At 60.8% G+C, this 14,799-nt stretch carries 15 protein-coding genes; 2 read left to right on the top strand and 13 right to left on the bottom strand.

The features are described 5' to 3' along the window. Window positions 1–73: 73 nt before the first annotated feature. Genes BT204_RS03200 through BT204_RS03180 form a run of 5 tightly spaced genes read right to left on the bottom strand, consistent with a single transcriptional unit; the run spans window position 74 to window position 3,997 of the window. The gene (locus BT204_RS03200) at window positions 74–709 is read right to left on the bottom strand and encodes an SCO family protein (RefSeq protein WP_054897237.1); all 636 of its coding nucleotides are present in this window, start codon (window positions 707–709) and stop codon (window positions 74–76) included. Beyond that, window positions 706–1,605, bottom strand: a complete 900-nt coding sequence (cyoE, locus tag BT204_RS03195; protein WP_054920928.1) for a heme o synthase — start codon at window positions 1,603–1,605, stop codon at window positions 706–708. The genes BT204_RS03200 and cyoE overlap by 4 nt, the downstream gene beginning before the upstream one ends. Further along, window positions 1,593–2,672, bottom strand: coding sequence for a COX15/CtaA family protein (locus BT204_RS03190; protein ID WP_054897239.1), 1,080 nt, complete (start codon window positions 2,670–2,672; stop codon window positions 1,593–1,595). Before BT204_RS03190 ends, cyoE begins: the two co-directional genes overlap by 13 nt. Before the next feature lie 10 nt (window positions 2,673–2,682). Continuing rightward, the gene (locus tag BT204_RS03185) at window positions 2,683–3,267 is read right to left on the bottom strand and encodes a hypothetical protein (protein ID WP_034129225.1); all 585 of its coding nucleotides are present in this window, start codon (window positions 3,265–3,267) and stop codon (window positions 2,683–2,685) included. Further along, a complete protein-coding gene (locus BT204_RS03180; protein ID WP_072445701.1) occupies window positions 3,233–3,997 on the bottom strand; it encodes an SURF1 family protein in 765 nt (254 codons plus the stop codon). Before BT204_RS03180 ends, BT204_RS03185 begins: the two co-directional genes overlap by 35 nt. Before the next feature lie 31 nt (window positions 3,998–4,028). On the opposite strand from BT204_RS03180, the gene BT204_RS03175 reads away from it, so the two are divergent. Further along, window positions 4,029–4,232: a twin transmembrane helix small protein gene (locus BT204_RS03175; protein ID WP_003187345.1), complete on the top strand. Its 204-nt coding sequence runs from the start codon at window positions 4,029–4,031 to the stop codon at window positions 4,230–4,232. A 6-nt stretch (window positions 4,233–4,238) separates the two neighbouring features. Here BT204_RS03175 and BT204_RS03170 read toward each other — a convergent pair whose 3' ends face one another. The 4 genes from BT204_RS03170 to coxB form a co-directional block, all read right to left on the bottom strand. Then, window positions 4,239–5,126 carry a cytochrome c oxidase subunit 3 gene (locus BT204_RS03170; RefSeq protein WP_003187344.1) on the bottom strand — a complete coding sequence of 296 codons (888 nt, stop codon included), beginning with the start codon at window positions 5,124–5,126 and terminating at the stop codon, window positions 4,239–4,241. A 35-nt stretch (window positions 5,127–5,161) separates the two neighbouring features. Then, entirely contained in the window at window positions 5,162–5,713 is a 552-nt protein-coding gene (locus BT204_RS03165) for a cytochrome c oxidase assembly protein (protein ID WP_054897242.1), read from the bottom strand. Window positions 5,714–5,848: 135 nt separating this feature from the next. After that, window positions 5,849–7,432: a cytochrome c oxidase subunit I gene (ctaD, locus tag BT204_RS03160; RefSeq protein WP_003187339.1), complete on the bottom strand. Its 1,584-nt coding sequence runs from the start codon at window positions 7,430–7,432 to the stop codon at window positions 5,849–5,851. A gap of 58 nt (window positions 7,433–7,490) precedes the next feature. Next, a complete protein-coding gene (coxB, locus tag BT204_RS03155; protein ID WP_032894328.1) occupies window positions 7,491–8,618 on the bottom strand; it encodes a cytochrome c oxidase subunit II in 1,128 nt (375 codons plus the stop codon). Window positions 8,619–8,987: 369 nt separating this feature from the next. On the opposite strand from coxB, the gene BT204_RS03150 reads away from it, so the two are divergent. Continuing rightward, window positions 8,988–9,635: a hypothetical protein gene (locus tag BT204_RS03150; RefSeq protein WP_003187334.1), complete on the top strand. Its 648-nt coding sequence runs from the start codon at window positions 8,988–8,990 to the stop codon at window positions 9,633–9,635. A 130-nt stretch (window positions 9,636–9,765) separates the two neighbouring features. Here the strand turns inward: BT204_RS03150 and BT204_RS03145 are convergent, their stop codons facing one another. From BT204_RS03145 to BT204_RS03130, 4 genes are all read right to left on the bottom strand, one after another. Beyond that, window positions 9,766–11,307 carry a SulP family inorganic anion transporter gene (locus BT204_RS03145; RefSeq protein WP_034129222.1) on the bottom strand — a complete coding sequence of 514 codons (1,542 nt, stop codon included), beginning with the start codon at window positions 11,305–11,307 and terminating at the stop codon, window positions 9,766–9,768. A gap of 85 nt (window positions 11,308–11,392) precedes the next feature. Further along, a complete protein-coding gene (locus BT204_RS03140; protein ID WP_003187331.1) occupies window positions 11,393–12,124 on the bottom strand; it encodes a carbonic anhydrase in 732 nt (243 codons plus the stop codon). Between the two features lie 228 nt (window positions 12,125–12,352). Then, entirely contained in the window at window positions 12,353–13,411 is a 1,059-nt protein-coding gene (locus BT204_RS03135) for a PA0069 family radical SAM protein (RefSeq protein ID WP_034129221.1), read from the bottom strand. A gap of 82 nt (window positions 13,412–13,493) precedes the next feature. After that, window positions 13,494–14,792 (bottom strand): cytochrome c, encoded by a 1,299-nt coding sequence (locus tag BT204_RS03130; protein WP_072445700.1) that lies wholly within the window; start codon window positions 14,790–14,792, stop codon window positions 13,494–13,496. Between the last annotated feature and the right edge of the window lie 7 nt (window positions 14,793–14,799).

Below are 14,799 nucleotides of genomic sequence, written 5' to 3'. Positions count from 1 at the left end.
TGCGTCACGCTTGGGGACGCAGAGCGTCCCTAGCTGCATTCCCACGCAGAGCGTGGGAACGATCATCAGGTGCTCACTTGCGCTGTAGCAACCCCGGCAACTGCGCCACCAGCTTCTGGTTGTTCAACGGCGCACGAATAAACCCACGCTGAGTACCATCCGGGCCGATCAGTGCCAGGTTACCGCTGTGGTCGACTGTATAGTTCGGCTTGCTGGTATCCGCCGGAATGAAGGGAATGCTCACCGCATTCGAGACCTTCTGCACATCCTCCACGTTAGCGCCAGTCAGGCCTTGGAACTGTGGGTCGAAGTAACCCAGGTACTGCTTGAGCTGCGCCGGGGTATCGCGGTGTGGATCGACGCTGACCAGGATCACCTGCAACTTGTCCACAGCCTCTTTGGGCAGCTCACTCTTGATCTGGCGAAGCTGGGCGAGGGTGGTCGGGCAGATATCCGGGCAGAAGGTGTAACCGAAAAACAGCAGGCTCCACTTGCCCTTCAACTCATTGACCACCACCGGCTGGCCTTCCTGGTCGGTCATGGTCACCGTTGGCAACTGGCGGCTTTGCGGCAGCAGAATGATGCCGGCGTCGATCAGCGCAGTGGGATCGCCCTGGCCTTTGCCCGAGAGCACTTTGTTGACGGTCAGGCCCATGATCAACGCCACCAGGGCCACGAGGATGAAGACGGTTTTTTGAGTTCGAGTCATAGGTTCAACAATAAGTAGTGGTCTACGAGCAGGGCGATAAACAGCAGCAGCAAGTACCAGATAGAGTACTTGAACGTGTTGATCGCCGCGTGCGGCTGGCTGCCACGGTACAACACCCAGGCCCATTGCAGAAAGCGCGCACCCAATACCAGCGCACAGCCCAGGTAGAGCAGCCCGCTCATGTGGATAACGTAGGGCATCAGGCTCACCGCCAGCAGGGCGAAGGTATACAGCAGGATATGCACCTTGGTGTAGTGTTCGCCATGGGTGACCGGCAGCATCGGGATGTCGGCCTTGGCGTATTCCTCTTTGCGGTGAATGGCCAGGGCCCAGAAATGTGGCGGAGTCCAGGCGAAGATGATCAGCACCAGCAGCAAGGGTTCGGCACTCACATGCCCAGTAACAGCCACCCAACCCAACAGCGGCGGCGCCGCACCGGCCAGACCGCCGATGACGATATTCTGCGGCGTTGCTCGCTTGAGAAAGCCGGTATAGATCACCGCATAACCCAGCAGCGAAGCCAAGGTCAGCCAGGCCGCCAGCGGGTTGGTGTACGCGAGCAGCAGGGCTAATCCTGCAATAGCCAGGAACAACGCAAACGCTAACGCCGCCATCGGCGAGACACGCCCCTCAGCCATCGGCCGCTTGTGAGTGCGCGCCATCACGGCATCAATCCGTCGATCGACCACATGGTTCACCGCCGCCGCGCCGCCGGCACACAGGGCAATGCCGAGGTTGCCGAACACCAGCACTGTCCAGGGCACCCCGGCGCGGGTGGCAAGGAACATGCCCACCAGCGAAGTAATCAGCATCAGCACCACTACTTTGGGCTTGGTCAGCTCCAAATAGTCACGCCAGATCGCCCGGTCGCGACGTGCGCCGATCACGGTCGCCATGGCAGCTCTCCTTTAAGGGTGATAAGGCCCGACACCTGTTTGCGCGGGATAAAACGCCAGCCGAACAGGCGCGGGTGACGCACCCGAACCAGGCTGGTGCGCGCGTGATAATTGACCAGCACCAGCGTCAACAACAACGCTGCCCCGCCGGCGTTGTGTGCGACCGCCACCGGCAGGGGCAAGCCGAACGCCACATTGCTCACCCCCAGGCAGATCTGCGCAGCCAGGGCGATCAACAGCAGGCCGGCCAGGCGCGTCATCCCTACTGCTCGCAGTTGCCAGGCCAAGCCGAGCAACACCAGCGTGACCAGCACTGCGCCGATGCGATGCGTCAGGTGGATAGCAGTGCGCGCCTCGCTGTCGAGTTGCCCGCCCAGGTAATTGGGGCCGATGTGCTGGGTCAGGTGAAAACCATTGGCGAAGTCTGCCGTCGGCCACCATTGGCCATGACAGGTGGGCAAATCGATACAGGCCACCGCCGCGTAGTTGGAACTGACCCAGCCGCCCAGGGCGATCTGCCCGATCACCAGCACCAGGCCCGCCGTCGCCCAATATTGCAGGCGCTTGGGCACGACCAGCGCCGGTAGTACGCCGGACAGCCGCAGGGTCAGCAGAAACAGCAGGCTCAAGGTCGCAAAGCCGCCCAAAAGGTGCCCTGTGACCACTTGCGGCCAGAGCTTCAAGGTCACGGTCCACATGCCAAACGCCGCTTGGGCGAACACCACCGCCAGCAGGAACAGCGGAAGCTTCACGGGCTGGCCCGGATCACGTCGATGACGCCACGAACGCGCCGCCAGCAGCGCGATCAACAGGCCCAGGCTGCCCGCGAAGTAGCGATGGGTCATCTCGGCCCAGCCTTTGTCGGCCTCCACCGGCGTGTCGGGAAAGTGCAACTCGGCATGGGCCAGTTGGGCTTCGCTTTGCGGCACGCTGATAAAGCCATAGCAGCCCGGCCAGTCCGGACAGCCGAGGCCGGCGTGGGTCAGGCGGGTATAGGCACCGAGCAGCACGACAAACAACGCCAGTAACGTGGCAAACAGCGCGAGGCGAAATCCAGGCTTGGCCATGAGGGTGCCCTTATCCGATGTTCGACAGTTTCAGCAGCAAGCGCAGATCGTTGAGCAAGTCCTTGCCCTTGACCTTGGCGTCGTAGCGCAGCACCAGATTGCCGTGGGGGTCGACGATCCACAGTTGCGCATCGCCGGGCGCGGCAGCGTTCCTGGTAAAGGACGACACATCCAGCGGGTAGCGCTGCAGCTGTGGATATTCGGCTTTGAGCTTGGCCTCGTATTCGCCGCTCAACGGTTGCGCACCCGCCAGGGCATGGCTGGCACGGGATGCATCACGGCCAAGGCTGATCTGCAGCTGGCGCGCCAGGTAGACCAGTTGCTGGCAATTGGCAGCACAGGCGGTGGGGGCGGTGACCAGCAGTTGCCAGCGCTGTTCATCGGCCTGCACGCCGATGTCGGCGCGGGTCTGGCCGTTGCCAATCAGTTCGCCGTGATAGCTGCGGCTGTCCGGCACCCAGAACTGCAATTTGTACATGAAGGTGGCCAGCACCATCGGGCCGATCACCATCATCAGGATCAAAATCAGCTGCCAGCGCCCCTTGCGCCGATCAGGCGTGTCAGATGTGCTGGGTGGATTCATGGCCGCTCCCATGGGGCTTCTCCTTTTTGTTATGCCATCCGAGGTAGAGGTAAAGCGCTAGCAACGCCATGGCCATGGCGAACCATTGCACAGCGTAGGCCAGGTGTTTTTCCGGGCCCATGGCGACGACGGGCCAGCTGGTTTCGTAGGTACCGGGGCCCGCTTCGGCGCGCAGTTCATAGTCAAAACCGCTGCGCCCCAGTTCGTCCCACAGGGCGGCGGGGTGCAGTGCGGTAAGCAGGCGCGGCCATTGCGTGCTGGCCGGGTCGGCATGCAGTTGGAAGGTCTCGCCTGGGGCGACGTACACCCAGGCGTCGAGGTTCAGCGTCTGTTCAGGAGTAGTAAAGGCGGGCGCGATACGCCGGTCCGGCCAGGGCAGCCAGCCGCGATTGAGCAACAGCCACAGGCCGCTGGCCTGGTCATGAAAGGGTTGCAGCAACTCGACACCGGCCTTGCCGTCACGCATGCGGTTATCCAGCAATACGCTGTGTGCACCATCCAGTTGCCCGCGAAGGTGAACGCGACGGAAGGCTGGATCAGCCATGTCATTGAGCTGAGCACTGCTGACCGGCTCGGCGGCGCGGCGCTCGGCATAACGGTCTACCAACAGTTGCTTTTCGTGCCCGCGGGACAATTGCCAAAACCCCAGGCCCACCATCAATGGCAGCAACACCAGTACCACCAGCGTCGGCGCGATGCCCGGACGAAAGCGTTGCATGGCACTGGCTATACTCGATCTCATCGCCCCTCCCCAATTAGCCCGGAGCCAGACCATGCTCAAAGCCGCCATTGCCCTGATGCTAATCGCGACCGTCGTGAGCCTGTTCAGTGGCTTGTTCTTCCTGGTCAAGGACGAGGGCAACTCCAACCGCCTCGTCACTGCCTTGACCGTGCGTGTCACGCTGGCCGTGATCACCGTGGGCTTGATCGCCTGGGGCTTTTTCAGCGGCCAATTGGTCTCTCATGCGCCGTGGTAAACGGCGTCACAGCACATAGACAAAGAAAAACAGCCCGATCCACACCACGTCCACAAAGTGCCAATACCAACTGGCCGCCTCGAAACCGAACTGGTGCTCGGCATTGAAATGCCCGCGCAGGATGCGCATCAGCATCACAAACAGAATGATGGTGCCGATGGTCACGTGGGCGCCGTGAAAGCCCGTGAGCATGAAGAACGTCGCGCCGTACACGCCTGAACCCAGGGTTAGGCCCAACTCTTTGTAGGCGTGGATGTATTCCTCGGCCTGGAATCCAAGAAACGCCAAGCCCAGCAGCACGGTGATCGCCAGCCAGAGTTTCAGTGCGCCACGATGGCCTTTGCGCAGGGCATGGTGGGCAATGGTGATGGTCACGCTGGAACTCACCAGCAGGATGGTATTGACCAATGGTAGGCCCCAGGGGCTGATGGTGCCTTTGGGCGCAGGGTAGAGCTTGGGGTCGGGGTTGTTCAGCAGGGGCCAGGCAAACTCGAAGTTCGGCCACAGCATGTGCGCAATGCCCTTGGGCCCCTCGCCCGCCAACCAAGGCCCAGCCCAGACGCGCACGTAGAACAGCGCACCAAAAAAGGCGATGAAGAACATCACCTCCGAAAAGATGAACCAGGTCATGCCCCAGCGGAACGAGCGGTCCATCTGGGCGCTGTACAGCCCAGCACGACTTTCCTTGATCACCGCGCCAAACCAGCCAAACAGCATGTAGGCCAGCAGCAAACCGCCGACGAAAAAGATCCACGGCCCGTGGGATTCAGGGCGCGCGGCCTTCAAGTCGTTGAACCACACGGCCAGGCCATACACGGTGACCAGCAGGCCAATCGTGGCAATTATTGGCCATTTGCTTTGCGCTGGTACGTAGTACGTATCATGAGTCGACATGTATTCGCTCTCCTGATTGAGGGGGCAAACAGTAGCTAGCCCCCGGTCCTGACGGCCACGGGCGGCTGGCGCGCAGTGATATCGAACAGCGTGTACGCCAGGGTCAAATGCTTCACATCCGTGGGCATCGCTCGGTCGACGATGAAACGTACGGGCATCTCAATGCGCTCACCGGGCTGCAACACTTGCTGGGTGAAGCAAAAGCATTCGGTCTTGTGGAAGTACATCGCCGCTTCGGCCGGGGAAATACTGGGTATCGCCTGGGCGGTCATCGGCTTATCAGTGGGGTTGTAGGCCACGAACAGCATCTCGTTGACTGCTCCGGGGTTGACCACAATCTCATCGGCCTTGGAGTGAAATTCCCAGACCATGTCGATGGCGTTGGTGGACAGAAACTGCACCCGCACTTGGCGCGAGGGGTCAACCATTTGCTCACCCTCGTACTGCCCGGCGGTCTTGCCGTTGATGCCGAACGCCTTGCACATCACGTCGTAGATCGGCACGAGGGCGAAGCCGAAGGCGAACATTGCCAGCACCAGGATCAGCAGGCGGGTGACCAGGCGCTTGAGCGGTACGGACTCAGCCATAGCGCCCACCTGGCTTTGGACTTTCTGTGGGAGCTGGCTTGCCTGCGATGAGGGCCTGAGGGCTGGTAGATTCAGTGCCTGACCTACCGCCATCGCGGGCAAGCCCGCTCCCACAGGGGGAGTATAGGGAGGGCTTCATTTGACCTCCGGCGGCGTGGTGAAGGTGTGATACGGCGCCGGCGAGGGCACGCTCCACTCCAGGCCTTCGGCGCCATCCCACGGTTTGGCCGGCGCAGGCGGGCCGCCACGGATGCACTTGATGACAATGAACAGGAAGAAGATCTGCGTGGCGCCGAACATGAAGGCACCAATGGACGAGACCATATTGAAGTCAGCGAACTGCAGGTTGTAGTCCGGCACTCGGCGCGGCATACCGGCCAGCCCCACAAAGTGCATGGGGAAGAACGCCATGTTCATGCCCACGAAAGACAACCAGAAGTGCAGCTTGCCCAAGGTTTCGTCGTACATGTGGCCGGTCCATTTAGGCAGCCAGTAGTAGGCCGAAGCGAAGATCCCGAAGATCGCGCCGGGCACCAGTACGTAATGGAAATGCGCCACCACAAAGTAGGTGTCGTGGTACTGGAAGTCCGCCGGGGCAATCGCCAGCATCAGCCCGGAGAAGCCGCCGATGGTGAACAGGATCACAAAGGCCACCGCAAACAACATCGGCGTCTCGAACGTCAGTGAGCCTTGCCACATGGTGCTGACCCAGTTGAACACCTTCACGCCCGTAGGCACGGCGATCAGCAAGGTGGCGTACATGAAGAACAGCTCACCCACCAGCGGAATGCCCACCACAAACATGTGGTGCGCCCACACGATGAACGACAGGAACGCGATGCTCGCGGTGGCGTAGACCATCGAGGTGTAGCCGAACAGCGGCTTGCGCGAGAAGGTGGGGATGATCGAGCTGACCGCGCCAAAGGCCGGCAGGATCATGATGTACACCTCGGGATGCCCGAAGAACCAGAACACATGCTGGAACAGCACGGGATCGCCACCACCGGCCGCGCTGAAGAAGCTGGTGCCGAAGTGGATATCCATCAGCATCATGGTCACGCAGCCCGCCAGTACCGGCATCACCGCGATCAGCAGGAACGCGGTGATCAGCCAGGTCCACACGAACAGCGGCATTTTCATCAGGGTCATGCCCGGCGCACGCAGGTTAAGGATGGTGGCGACCACGTTGATCGCGCCCATGATCGAACTGATGCCCATCAGGTGGATGGCAAAGATAAAGAACGTCACGCTTTCCGGGGCATAGGTGGTCGAGAGCGGGGCGTAGAAGGTCCAACCGAAATTCGGCCCGCCGCCGGGCGTGAACAAGGTGGACACCAGCAGCAGGAACGCCGCCGGCAGCAGCCAGAAGCTGAAATTGTTCATGCGCGGCAGGGCCATGTCCGGCGCGCCGATCATCAACGGGATCATCCAATTGGCCAGGCCGACAAACGCCGGCATCACCGCGCCGAATACCATGATCAGGCCGTGCATGGTGGTCATCTGGTTGAAGAACGCCGGCTGCACGATCTGCAGGCCCGGCTGGAACAACTCGGCGCGGATCACCATGGCGAACGAGCCGCCGAGCAGGAACATGGTGAAGGCGAACCACAGGTACATGGTGCCGATGTCTTTGTGGTTGGTGGTCAGCACCCAGCGCATCAGGCCCTTGGCGGGGCCGTGTGCGTGGTCGGCATGACCATGGTCGATCACGGTGCTCATGGCCGTTCTCCTGCAAGCGAGTGAGCGGGACGATTCAGGGCATTGGCAATGAAAGTCGTCATTTGCTTTCCGCCTGTTTCAGAGCCAGCACGTCTTTGGGCGTGACCATGTCGCCTTTGTTATTGCCCCAGGCGTTACGCTCATAGGTCACCACAGCGGCGATATCCACTTCCGAGAGCTGCTTGCCGAAAGCTGCCATCGCGGTGCCGGGCTTGCCGTGATACACGATGCTCAGATGGTCTTTGGCCGGCCCGGTGGCGATTTTCGAACCCTTGAGCGCCGGGAACATCGGTGGCAAGCCTTGGCCCTCAGCCTGGTGACAGGCCACGCAAGTGGTGTGATAGACCTTGTCGCCACGCGCCACCAGTTCGTCCAGCGTCCACTCCTTGGAGGTCAACTCCTTGAGCTTGGCGGCCTCCTCCTTGCGCTCGCCCAGCCAGGTGTCGTAGTCGGCCTTGGACTTGACCTCCACCACGATGGGCATGAAGCCATGGTCCTTGCCACACAGTTCGGCGCACTGACCACGGTAGATGCCGGGCTTCTCGACGCGGGTCCAGGCTTCGTTGACGAAGCCAGGGATAGCATCGCGCTTGACCGCAAAGGCCGGCACCCACCAGGAGTGGATCACATCGGCGGCGGTCACCAGAAAGCGCACCTTGGCGCCCACCGGCAATACCAGCGGCTGGTCGACTTCCAACAGGTAGTGCTCGCCCTTGGTGGCCTGGTTATGGATCTGCTCGGCGGGTGTGGCCAGGTTGCTGAAGAACTCCACATCCTGGCCCAGGTATTTGTAGTGCCACTTCCACTGATAGCCGGTGACCTGGATATCGATATCCGACTCACTGCTGTCGTAGATGTTGATCAGGGTCTTGGTGGCCGGAATGGCCATGGCCACCAGGATCAGCAAGGGCACCACGGTCCAGAGGATTTCCACGGTGGTACTTTCGTGGAACTTCGCCGCTACCTGGCCCGTAGACCGGCGGTGCAGGATCATCGACCAGAACATCGCGCCAAACACGACGATGCCGATCACCACACAGATCCAGAAAATGGTCATGTGCAGGTCAAACACAGCGTGGCTGACTTCAGTAGCCCCTGGCGCCATATTCGTAGTCCAGGCGGCGTGCGCCTGGCCGAATACCGACCACAACAGGAGGCCCATCCAAACGTGTGGATGTCGCGTCATTGCGGGTTCCCCTTTATGTTTCTTGTTATCCCGCCGGTTTGCACCTGCGGCGAAGGGAGCGGCTTCCATACTGCTTACAACCGCCAAGCCTTGCCTGCGTCATGCAGTTGGGCGTCATCAGCTAATTGCGTACAAAACCGAGTATAGACAGCCGTAGCAACCCCGCAATGTGTGGGGGCAAATCAATAGAAACAGACAGACGGAGCCCGTAAAATGGGCGGCGGAATCGTTTATCCGACGAACGATGGCATTTCGATATAACCCCTGCCTATAACCATGAAATAATTATGACAAATGCGTCTTAGGCGCTCGTATAAACGAACTACCTTATCTTCTCCCTTTTCCTACGCCTGCTTCACTGGAGCCTTCATGAACACCGCCGCATTGCGCGAGCAGATTTCCCGTGCCCATCAACACGAAGCCAGCACCGGCCAGCTCGTCAGCCAGCTGAAGAAACAAGTGCCGCACCTGCATTCGTCCATCGCCTTGGCTGACGGTGATCGCAATATGGTCATGACCCGTTTTGTGACCGCTTACATCGATCTGGTTCCTGATTTGCTCGACGCCGCCAATGACGTGGCCCGTGAGGCCGGGATTGAAAGCCAGATCAAACCGGTACTGAAAATCGCTGAACATTTTTTCCTGCAGCCGCCAGCGATTCTGGCCGGACACGACGGCCTTGATGGCCTGCTGGATGAGGCCTACCTGGCGCATCGCCTGGTCGAAGAAGTGAACGATCTGTATATCAAGCATTTTGGCCAGCCGCTGATTCCAGCGGATACCACCGTGGCCAACGTGATCGCCCATCAACTGATCGGTGAAGACTTCGCCAACCAATTGGATGAAGCCGTGCACCTGGCGGTGGATGAGATGCTTAACGAGGAAAGCTTTGCGCTGGAATCGGTCGAGGCCTATCGCGAACAGCTCAAGAGCCCGCAGACCGAAGCGTCCTGGAAGCGCTGGCCATGCCTGTCGCGCCAGCTTGGGGTTGAGCTGTCGCTGGATCAACCTGCGTAAATCGTCCGGCTTACAAAGATCAACTGTGGGAGCCGGGCTTGCCCGCGATTGGCGGAGTATCAGCCAACAGATTAGTTGACTGAACCACCGCCATCGCGGGCAAGCCCGGCTCCCACAGTTTTTTGAGAGGTCAGGCAGGCGCTGAGCCGATCCCCACTGTCGTTCTCACCCGACCTTCCAGCCGACGCTTCAAACCGCGAGCCTCGATCACCAACGTCGAGCCCTTGGCCGCATTCGCCCGGCCCCATTCTTCCAGCAACTCCAGGCAAGAGTGGTCGATGTAACTCAAGTTGCTCAACGGCACATGCAGGGTGGTCCCCGCAGGTACCGCCGACAACACTTGAGTCAACGCCGGCACCTTCAGAAAGGTCGCCGCCCCCGTCAAACGCAGCTCCATCTCACCTTCCTGGGGCAGGTCGATCAGGCTGACTTTCAGGCGCGACGCCTTGAACGCCAGCTTCACCAATGTAAGCCCAAACCCCACCAGCACACCGGTCAGCAAATCGGTGAAGATGATTGCCAGTGCCGTGGCCGCATAGGTGAACATCGGCATCCGCCCATAGCGGCCTAGCGCCTTGAACGCCTTGATGTCTACCAACTTGATGCCGGTGTACACCAGCACACCCGCCAGGCTCGCGACCGGAATGCTCTGCAGCACGCTCGACAGCAAGAGCACGAAACCCAGCAGCCATAGGCCATGGAACATCGCCGACAGACGCGTGGTTGCCCCGGCCTGGACGTTAGCCGAGCTGCGCACGATCACGCCGGTCATTGGCAAAGCGCCAACCAGACCGCAGAGCATGTTGCCCACCCCTTGGGCCGACAATTCCTTATCGAAATCCGAACGTTGACCACTGTGCATGCGGTCCACCGCTGCGGCAGACAGCAGGGTTTCGGCACTGGCAATAAACGCCACGGCGAATGCCGCGATCAGCAACTGTGGATCCGCCAGGTTCAGCAAGTCGCTGGGGCGCAGCCAGTCGATAGCGTCCGCAAGGTTTTCCGGGACTTCCACGCGCTTGACCTGCAACGCCAGCACCAGGCTGGCAACAGTCGCCAGGCCCACGCCAAGCAACGCGCCAGGTACAAACCGCAGTTGTTGCGGGCGGAATTTGTCCCACAGGTACATCACCAACATCGTCGACAAACCAAGTACGCCAGCCTGCCAGCCGAGCCCGCCGCCGAAGGTAGGAATTGCTGCAGCCAGCGCTGCCGGGAAGCCGGCCAGGTTATCCAGCCCTGAAGGCTTGGGCGCGCCGTCGAGCATCACATGAACCTGCGACAGCACGATCAACACGCCAATCCCGGCCAACATGCCGTAGACCACCGCCGGCGCGGTGACGCGAAACCAGCAGCCCAGGCGCAAACGCCCGGCAACCAATTGCAGGAAGCCGGCCAGCAACAGGATCGGCCCCAGCATCAGCATGCCGTGCTGGCGCACCAGCTCGAACACCAGCACTGCCAGACCCGCCGCCGGGCCGCTGACTTGCAGCGGCGAGCCGGCCAACCAGCCCACCACCAGGCCGCCGATGATGCCAGTGATCAGGCCCTTGGCCGGCGGCATGCCGGACGCAATCGCGATGCCCATGCACAGTGGCAAGGCGACCAGAAAAACAACCACCGAGGCGAGCAGCTCCCGTGGCAATACAGCTTTCAATTGAGCAGCACGCATGATGACTCTCCCGAGGCATTCGCCGGGCGCGGTAAAGCCTGGCTGCATCCATGGCAGCCACCGCATTACCCGGCAGGGAAGTGTTTTAGAAGCGCGCTTTAGGCGTCGCTGAAGGGATCGGCTCGGTGCCGTTCAGCGGTCGGAACGCCGCTTTGTCCGCATCGTAGGCCCGAATTTCGCTGGTCTCGATGTTGTAGATCCAACCATGGATAAACAAATGACCATTGGCCATGCGCGAAGCCACGGAAGGGTGGGTACGCAAATGTTGCAGTTGGGCGATGACGTTTTCTTCGGTCAGCACCGCCATGCTCTCGCCTTCGTTGGCGCAGTCGCAGTTGTCATGGACCATGGTCTTGGCGACCTCGGCGTGACGCAACCAGGCCTTGACCGTCGGCATCTTTTCCAGACTGTCGGGGTTGAGCACGGCACGCATGGCGCCGCAGTCCGAATGCCCGCACACGATGATGTGCTGTACGCCAAGGGCGAGCACAGCGTATTCAATAGCCGTGGAAACACCGCCGTTCATCTGGCCGTAGGGCGGCACCACGTTACCGACGTTACGGGTCACGAACAGGTCGCCTGGGGAGCTCTGGGTGATCAGCTCGGGCACGATGCGCGAGTCGGCGCAGGTGATGAACATCGCCCGTGGGCTCTGGGCGGTGGCGAGTTTCTTGAAGAGTTCTTCCTGCTGGGGGAAGACGTCGTGATGGAAATGCAAAAAGCCGTCAACGATATGCTGCAGCGCTGCATCGGCGGATTCCGCCACCTGAGGGGCTGAAGCCGACGCAGCCAACGGCTGTTTATCCTTGTCACTCATGATTCATCCTCTTGATCAATGCAGGGGAGGGTTCAGGTCAGTTCGACGCCATGGCGGTGAAATAGTTGTAAAACAAGCACCGCCCAGGCCGCCGACTCATCAGTCACTCGCTGAACAAGGTAACCGTCGAAACTTAACTCAAACTGAATGAACCGCTCTAGAACGCGGGTTTCAGTGATGTCAAAACGCGACTATTCCTACAGCAAAGGTGCACGTCTCTCCCTCAGTCTACAACAAAGCCATCTGCCTGCCCGGTGGGCAAAACGCCGTGCAATCAAGGTTGAACCCTTCCCGCCGATTCAGCCCCAGACGCTTGATCGCCTTGCTGAAACGCTGCGCCAGCAAATCGGCAAACGGCCCTTCACCACGCATACGCACGCCAAACCGGCTGTCATACACCTCACCCCCGCGTACTTGACGCACCAGGCTCATCACATGGGTTGCTCGCTGGGGGTAATGGGCCGCCAGCCACTCCTCGAACAACGGCGCCACCTCCAACGGCAGGCGCAGCATCATATACGCCGCGCTTTGTGCGCCGGCCGCGTGAGCTTCGGTAAGCAGGCTCTCCAGCTCGCTGTCGTTGATCATCGGGATCATTGGCGAACAAAGCACGCCCACCGGGATGCCTGCGTCGCGCATTACCCGAATCGCCCGCAGCCGTGCCTTGGGGGCCGCCGTGCGCGGTTCCAGGATGCGCTTGAGTTCGTCGTCCAGGCTGGTGAGGCTGATCATCACCCCCACCAGGCGCTGGCGGGCCAACTCGGTCAGCAGGTCGAGGTCGCGCAGGATCAGCGAGCCCTTGGTGATGATCGTCACTGGGTGGCGGTAGCGCAGCAGTACTTCAAGGGTTTGCCGGGTGATCCGGTATTCGCGCTCGATTGGCTGGTACGGATCGGTATTGGAGCCCAGGTTGATCGGCGCACACACGTAGCCCGGCTTGGACAGCTGCTGTTCCAGCACATCGGCCGCATTGCTCTTGGCAATCAATCTGGTTTCAAAGTCCAGCCCGGGCGACATGTCCCAATAGGCATGGCTGGGCCGCGCATAGCAGTAGATGCAACCATGTTCACAACCACGATACGGGTTGATCGACCGATCAAAGGGCAAGTCCGGCGAGTTGTTGCGGGTGATGATGGTCTTGGCCGTTTCGATACGCACTTCGGTGCCTTGGGTCGGCGGCACTTCCTGGTACCAACCGTCGTCCTCGGCCACGCTGACGGTGGGCGCAAAGCGATTATGCAGATTGGTGGCCGTACCCCGGCCACGGGGCGGCAGCGCAGTAGACATGAAAACGCCTCTATACTGTTTTTATATACAGTATCGAGGCGCGAGGTTTCTGACCAGTGCCGTTGGGCGGCCAGCGAACTTATCAGTGCTTTTGCGTCACCTGCCCCAGGTCATCGCCCGAGGTGGTGTGCAGATCGTTTTTGCGCAGGTCCGCCACATCGCTCGCCTTGACCGGCGCGCCCTGGTTGCCCCAGCTGCCACGGATAAAACTGACCACATCCGCCACTTCCTGGTCCGACAGACGCCAGGCGAACGCCGGCATAGTGAAGGTTGATGGCGCCGCATGGGTGGCCGGCAAGGTGCCGCCGTTCAACACAATGTTGATCAACGACGTGGCATCTGCCGTCTGCAACACCGGGTTGCCCGCCAGCGCCGGGAATACCCGCGTATAGCCATGGCCGTCGGTACGGTGGCAGGCCGCGCAGTTGTCGATATACACCGAGGCGCCCGGCTTGCTGTCATCACCCTTCCACAACGCTTGCGCTACCTGTTTGTCGTACTGGTGCGGCTGGTCCTTCGGATCGACTGCCGGCAGGCTCTTGAGGTATCGCGCGATAGCGGTCAGGTCATCTTCGGACATGTACTGCATGCTATGGACGACCACATCGCTCATACCGCCGAACACCGCACTGCGGTCGCTACGACCGGTCTTTAGGAACTGCACCAGCTGCTCTTCGCTCCAGCTGCCGAGGCCATCCTTGTGATCGCCGCGCAGGCTTTTGGCAATCCAGCCTTCCAACGGCGCACTGCCAGAGAGGAAGGCGCTGCCGTCCGTGGCACTCAGGGCTTTTTCCTGCATGGTCAGGGCACGCGGCGTATGGCAGGCGCCGCAATGTCCGAGACCTTCCACCAGGTAGGCACCGCGATCGATCACCGGGTCGGCAGCGGCTTGCGGCTGATGCGCCTCGACTGCCGGGGCAAACATCCAACGCCAGGCCGCCAACGGCCAACGCATGCTCAGGGGCCAGGGAATATCGCTGTCCTTGTTTTCCTGGGCAACCGGTTCGACCCCCTTCATGAAGTACGCATACAGCGCTTGCATATCGCTGTCGCTGACACGTGCATAAGACGGGTAAGGCATCGCCGGGTAAAGCGTACTACCGTTCTTGGCGACACCATGGCGCACGGCCTTGTCGAAATCCTCGAAGCTGTAGTCGCCCAGGCCGGTCTTGTCCGGGGTGATATTGGTGGAGTAGATCACGCCAATGGGCGTTTCCATCGGCAGGCCGCCAGCGAAGGGCTTGCCACCCTTGGCGGTATGGCAGGCGACGCAGTCGCCGGCACGTGCCAGGTATTCACCCTGCTTGATCAGATCGGTTTCGGCGGCGCTGATCGAGCAGCTGCTGAACAGCGCCAGGGAGGCGATAACGAGTGCTTTCATGGTCATC

Source organism: Pseudomonas sp. NFPP02 (assembly GCF_900119355.1).
Classification (GTDB): Bacteria; Pseudomonadota; Gammaproteobacteria; order Pseudomonadales; family Pseudomonadaceae; genus Aquipseudomonas; species Aquipseudomonas paracarnis.
Note: the sequence above shows the minus strand (reverse complement) of the source record. Positions and strands in the feature narration are given on the sequence as shown.

Coding starts and splice junctions, on each gene's coding strand:
- BT204_RS03200 (WP_054897237.1), bottom strand. CDS start 709: ATGACTCGAACTCAAAAAACCGTCTTCATCCTCGTGGCCCTGGTGGCG.
- cyoE (WP_054920928.1), bottom strand. CDS start 1,605: ATGGCGACCGTGATCGGCGCACGTCGCGACCGGGCGATCTGGCGTGAC.
- BT204_RS03190 (WP_054897239.1), bottom strand. CDS start 2,672: ATGGCCAAGCCTGGATTTCGCCTCGCGCTGTTTGCCACGTTACTGGCG.
- BT204_RS03185 (WP_034129225.1), bottom strand. CDS start 3,267: ATGGGAGCGGCCATGAATCCACCCAGCACATCTGACACGCCTGATCGG.
- BT204_RS03180 (WP_072445701.1), bottom strand. CDS start 3,997: ATGAGATCGAGTATAGCCAGTGCCATGCAACGCTTTCGTCCGGGCATC.
- BT204_RS03175 (WP_003187345.1), top strand. CDS start 4,029: ATGCTCAAAGCCGCCATTGCCCTGATGCTAATCGCGACCGTCGTGAGC.
- BT204_RS03170 (WP_003187344.1), bottom strand. CDS start 5,126: ATGTCGACTCATGATACGTACTACGTACCAGCGCAAAGCAAATGGCCA.
- BT204_RS03165 (WP_054897242.1), bottom strand. CDS start 5,713: ATGGCTGAGTCCGTACCGCTCAAGCGCCTGGTCACCCGCCTGCTGATC.
- ctaD (WP_003187339.1), bottom strand. CDS start 7,432: ATGAGCACCGTGATCGACCATGGTCATGCCGACCACGCACACGGCCCC.
- coxB (WP_032894328.1), bottom strand. CDS start 8,618: ATGACGCGACATCCACACGTTTGGATGGGCCTCCTGTTGTGGTCGGTA.
- BT204_RS03150 (WP_003187334.1), top strand. CDS start 8,988: ATGAACACCGCCGCATTGCGCGAGCAGATTTCCCGTGCCCATCAACAC.
- BT204_RS03145 (WP_034129222.1), bottom strand. CDS start 11,307: ATGCGTGCTGCTCAATTGAAAGCTGTATTGCCACGGGAGCTGCTCGCC.
- BT204_RS03140 (WP_003187331.1), bottom strand. CDS start 12,124: ATGAGTGACAAGGATAAACAGCCGTTGGCTGCGTCGGCTTCAGCCCCT.
- BT204_RS03135 (WP_034129221.1), bottom strand. CDS start 13,411: ATGTCTACTGCGCTGCCGCCCCGTGGCCGGGGTACGGCCACCAATCTG.
- BT204_RS03130 (WP_072445700.1), bottom strand. CDS start 14,792: ATGAAAGCACTCGTTATCGCCTCCCTGGCGCTGTTCAGCAGCTGCTCG.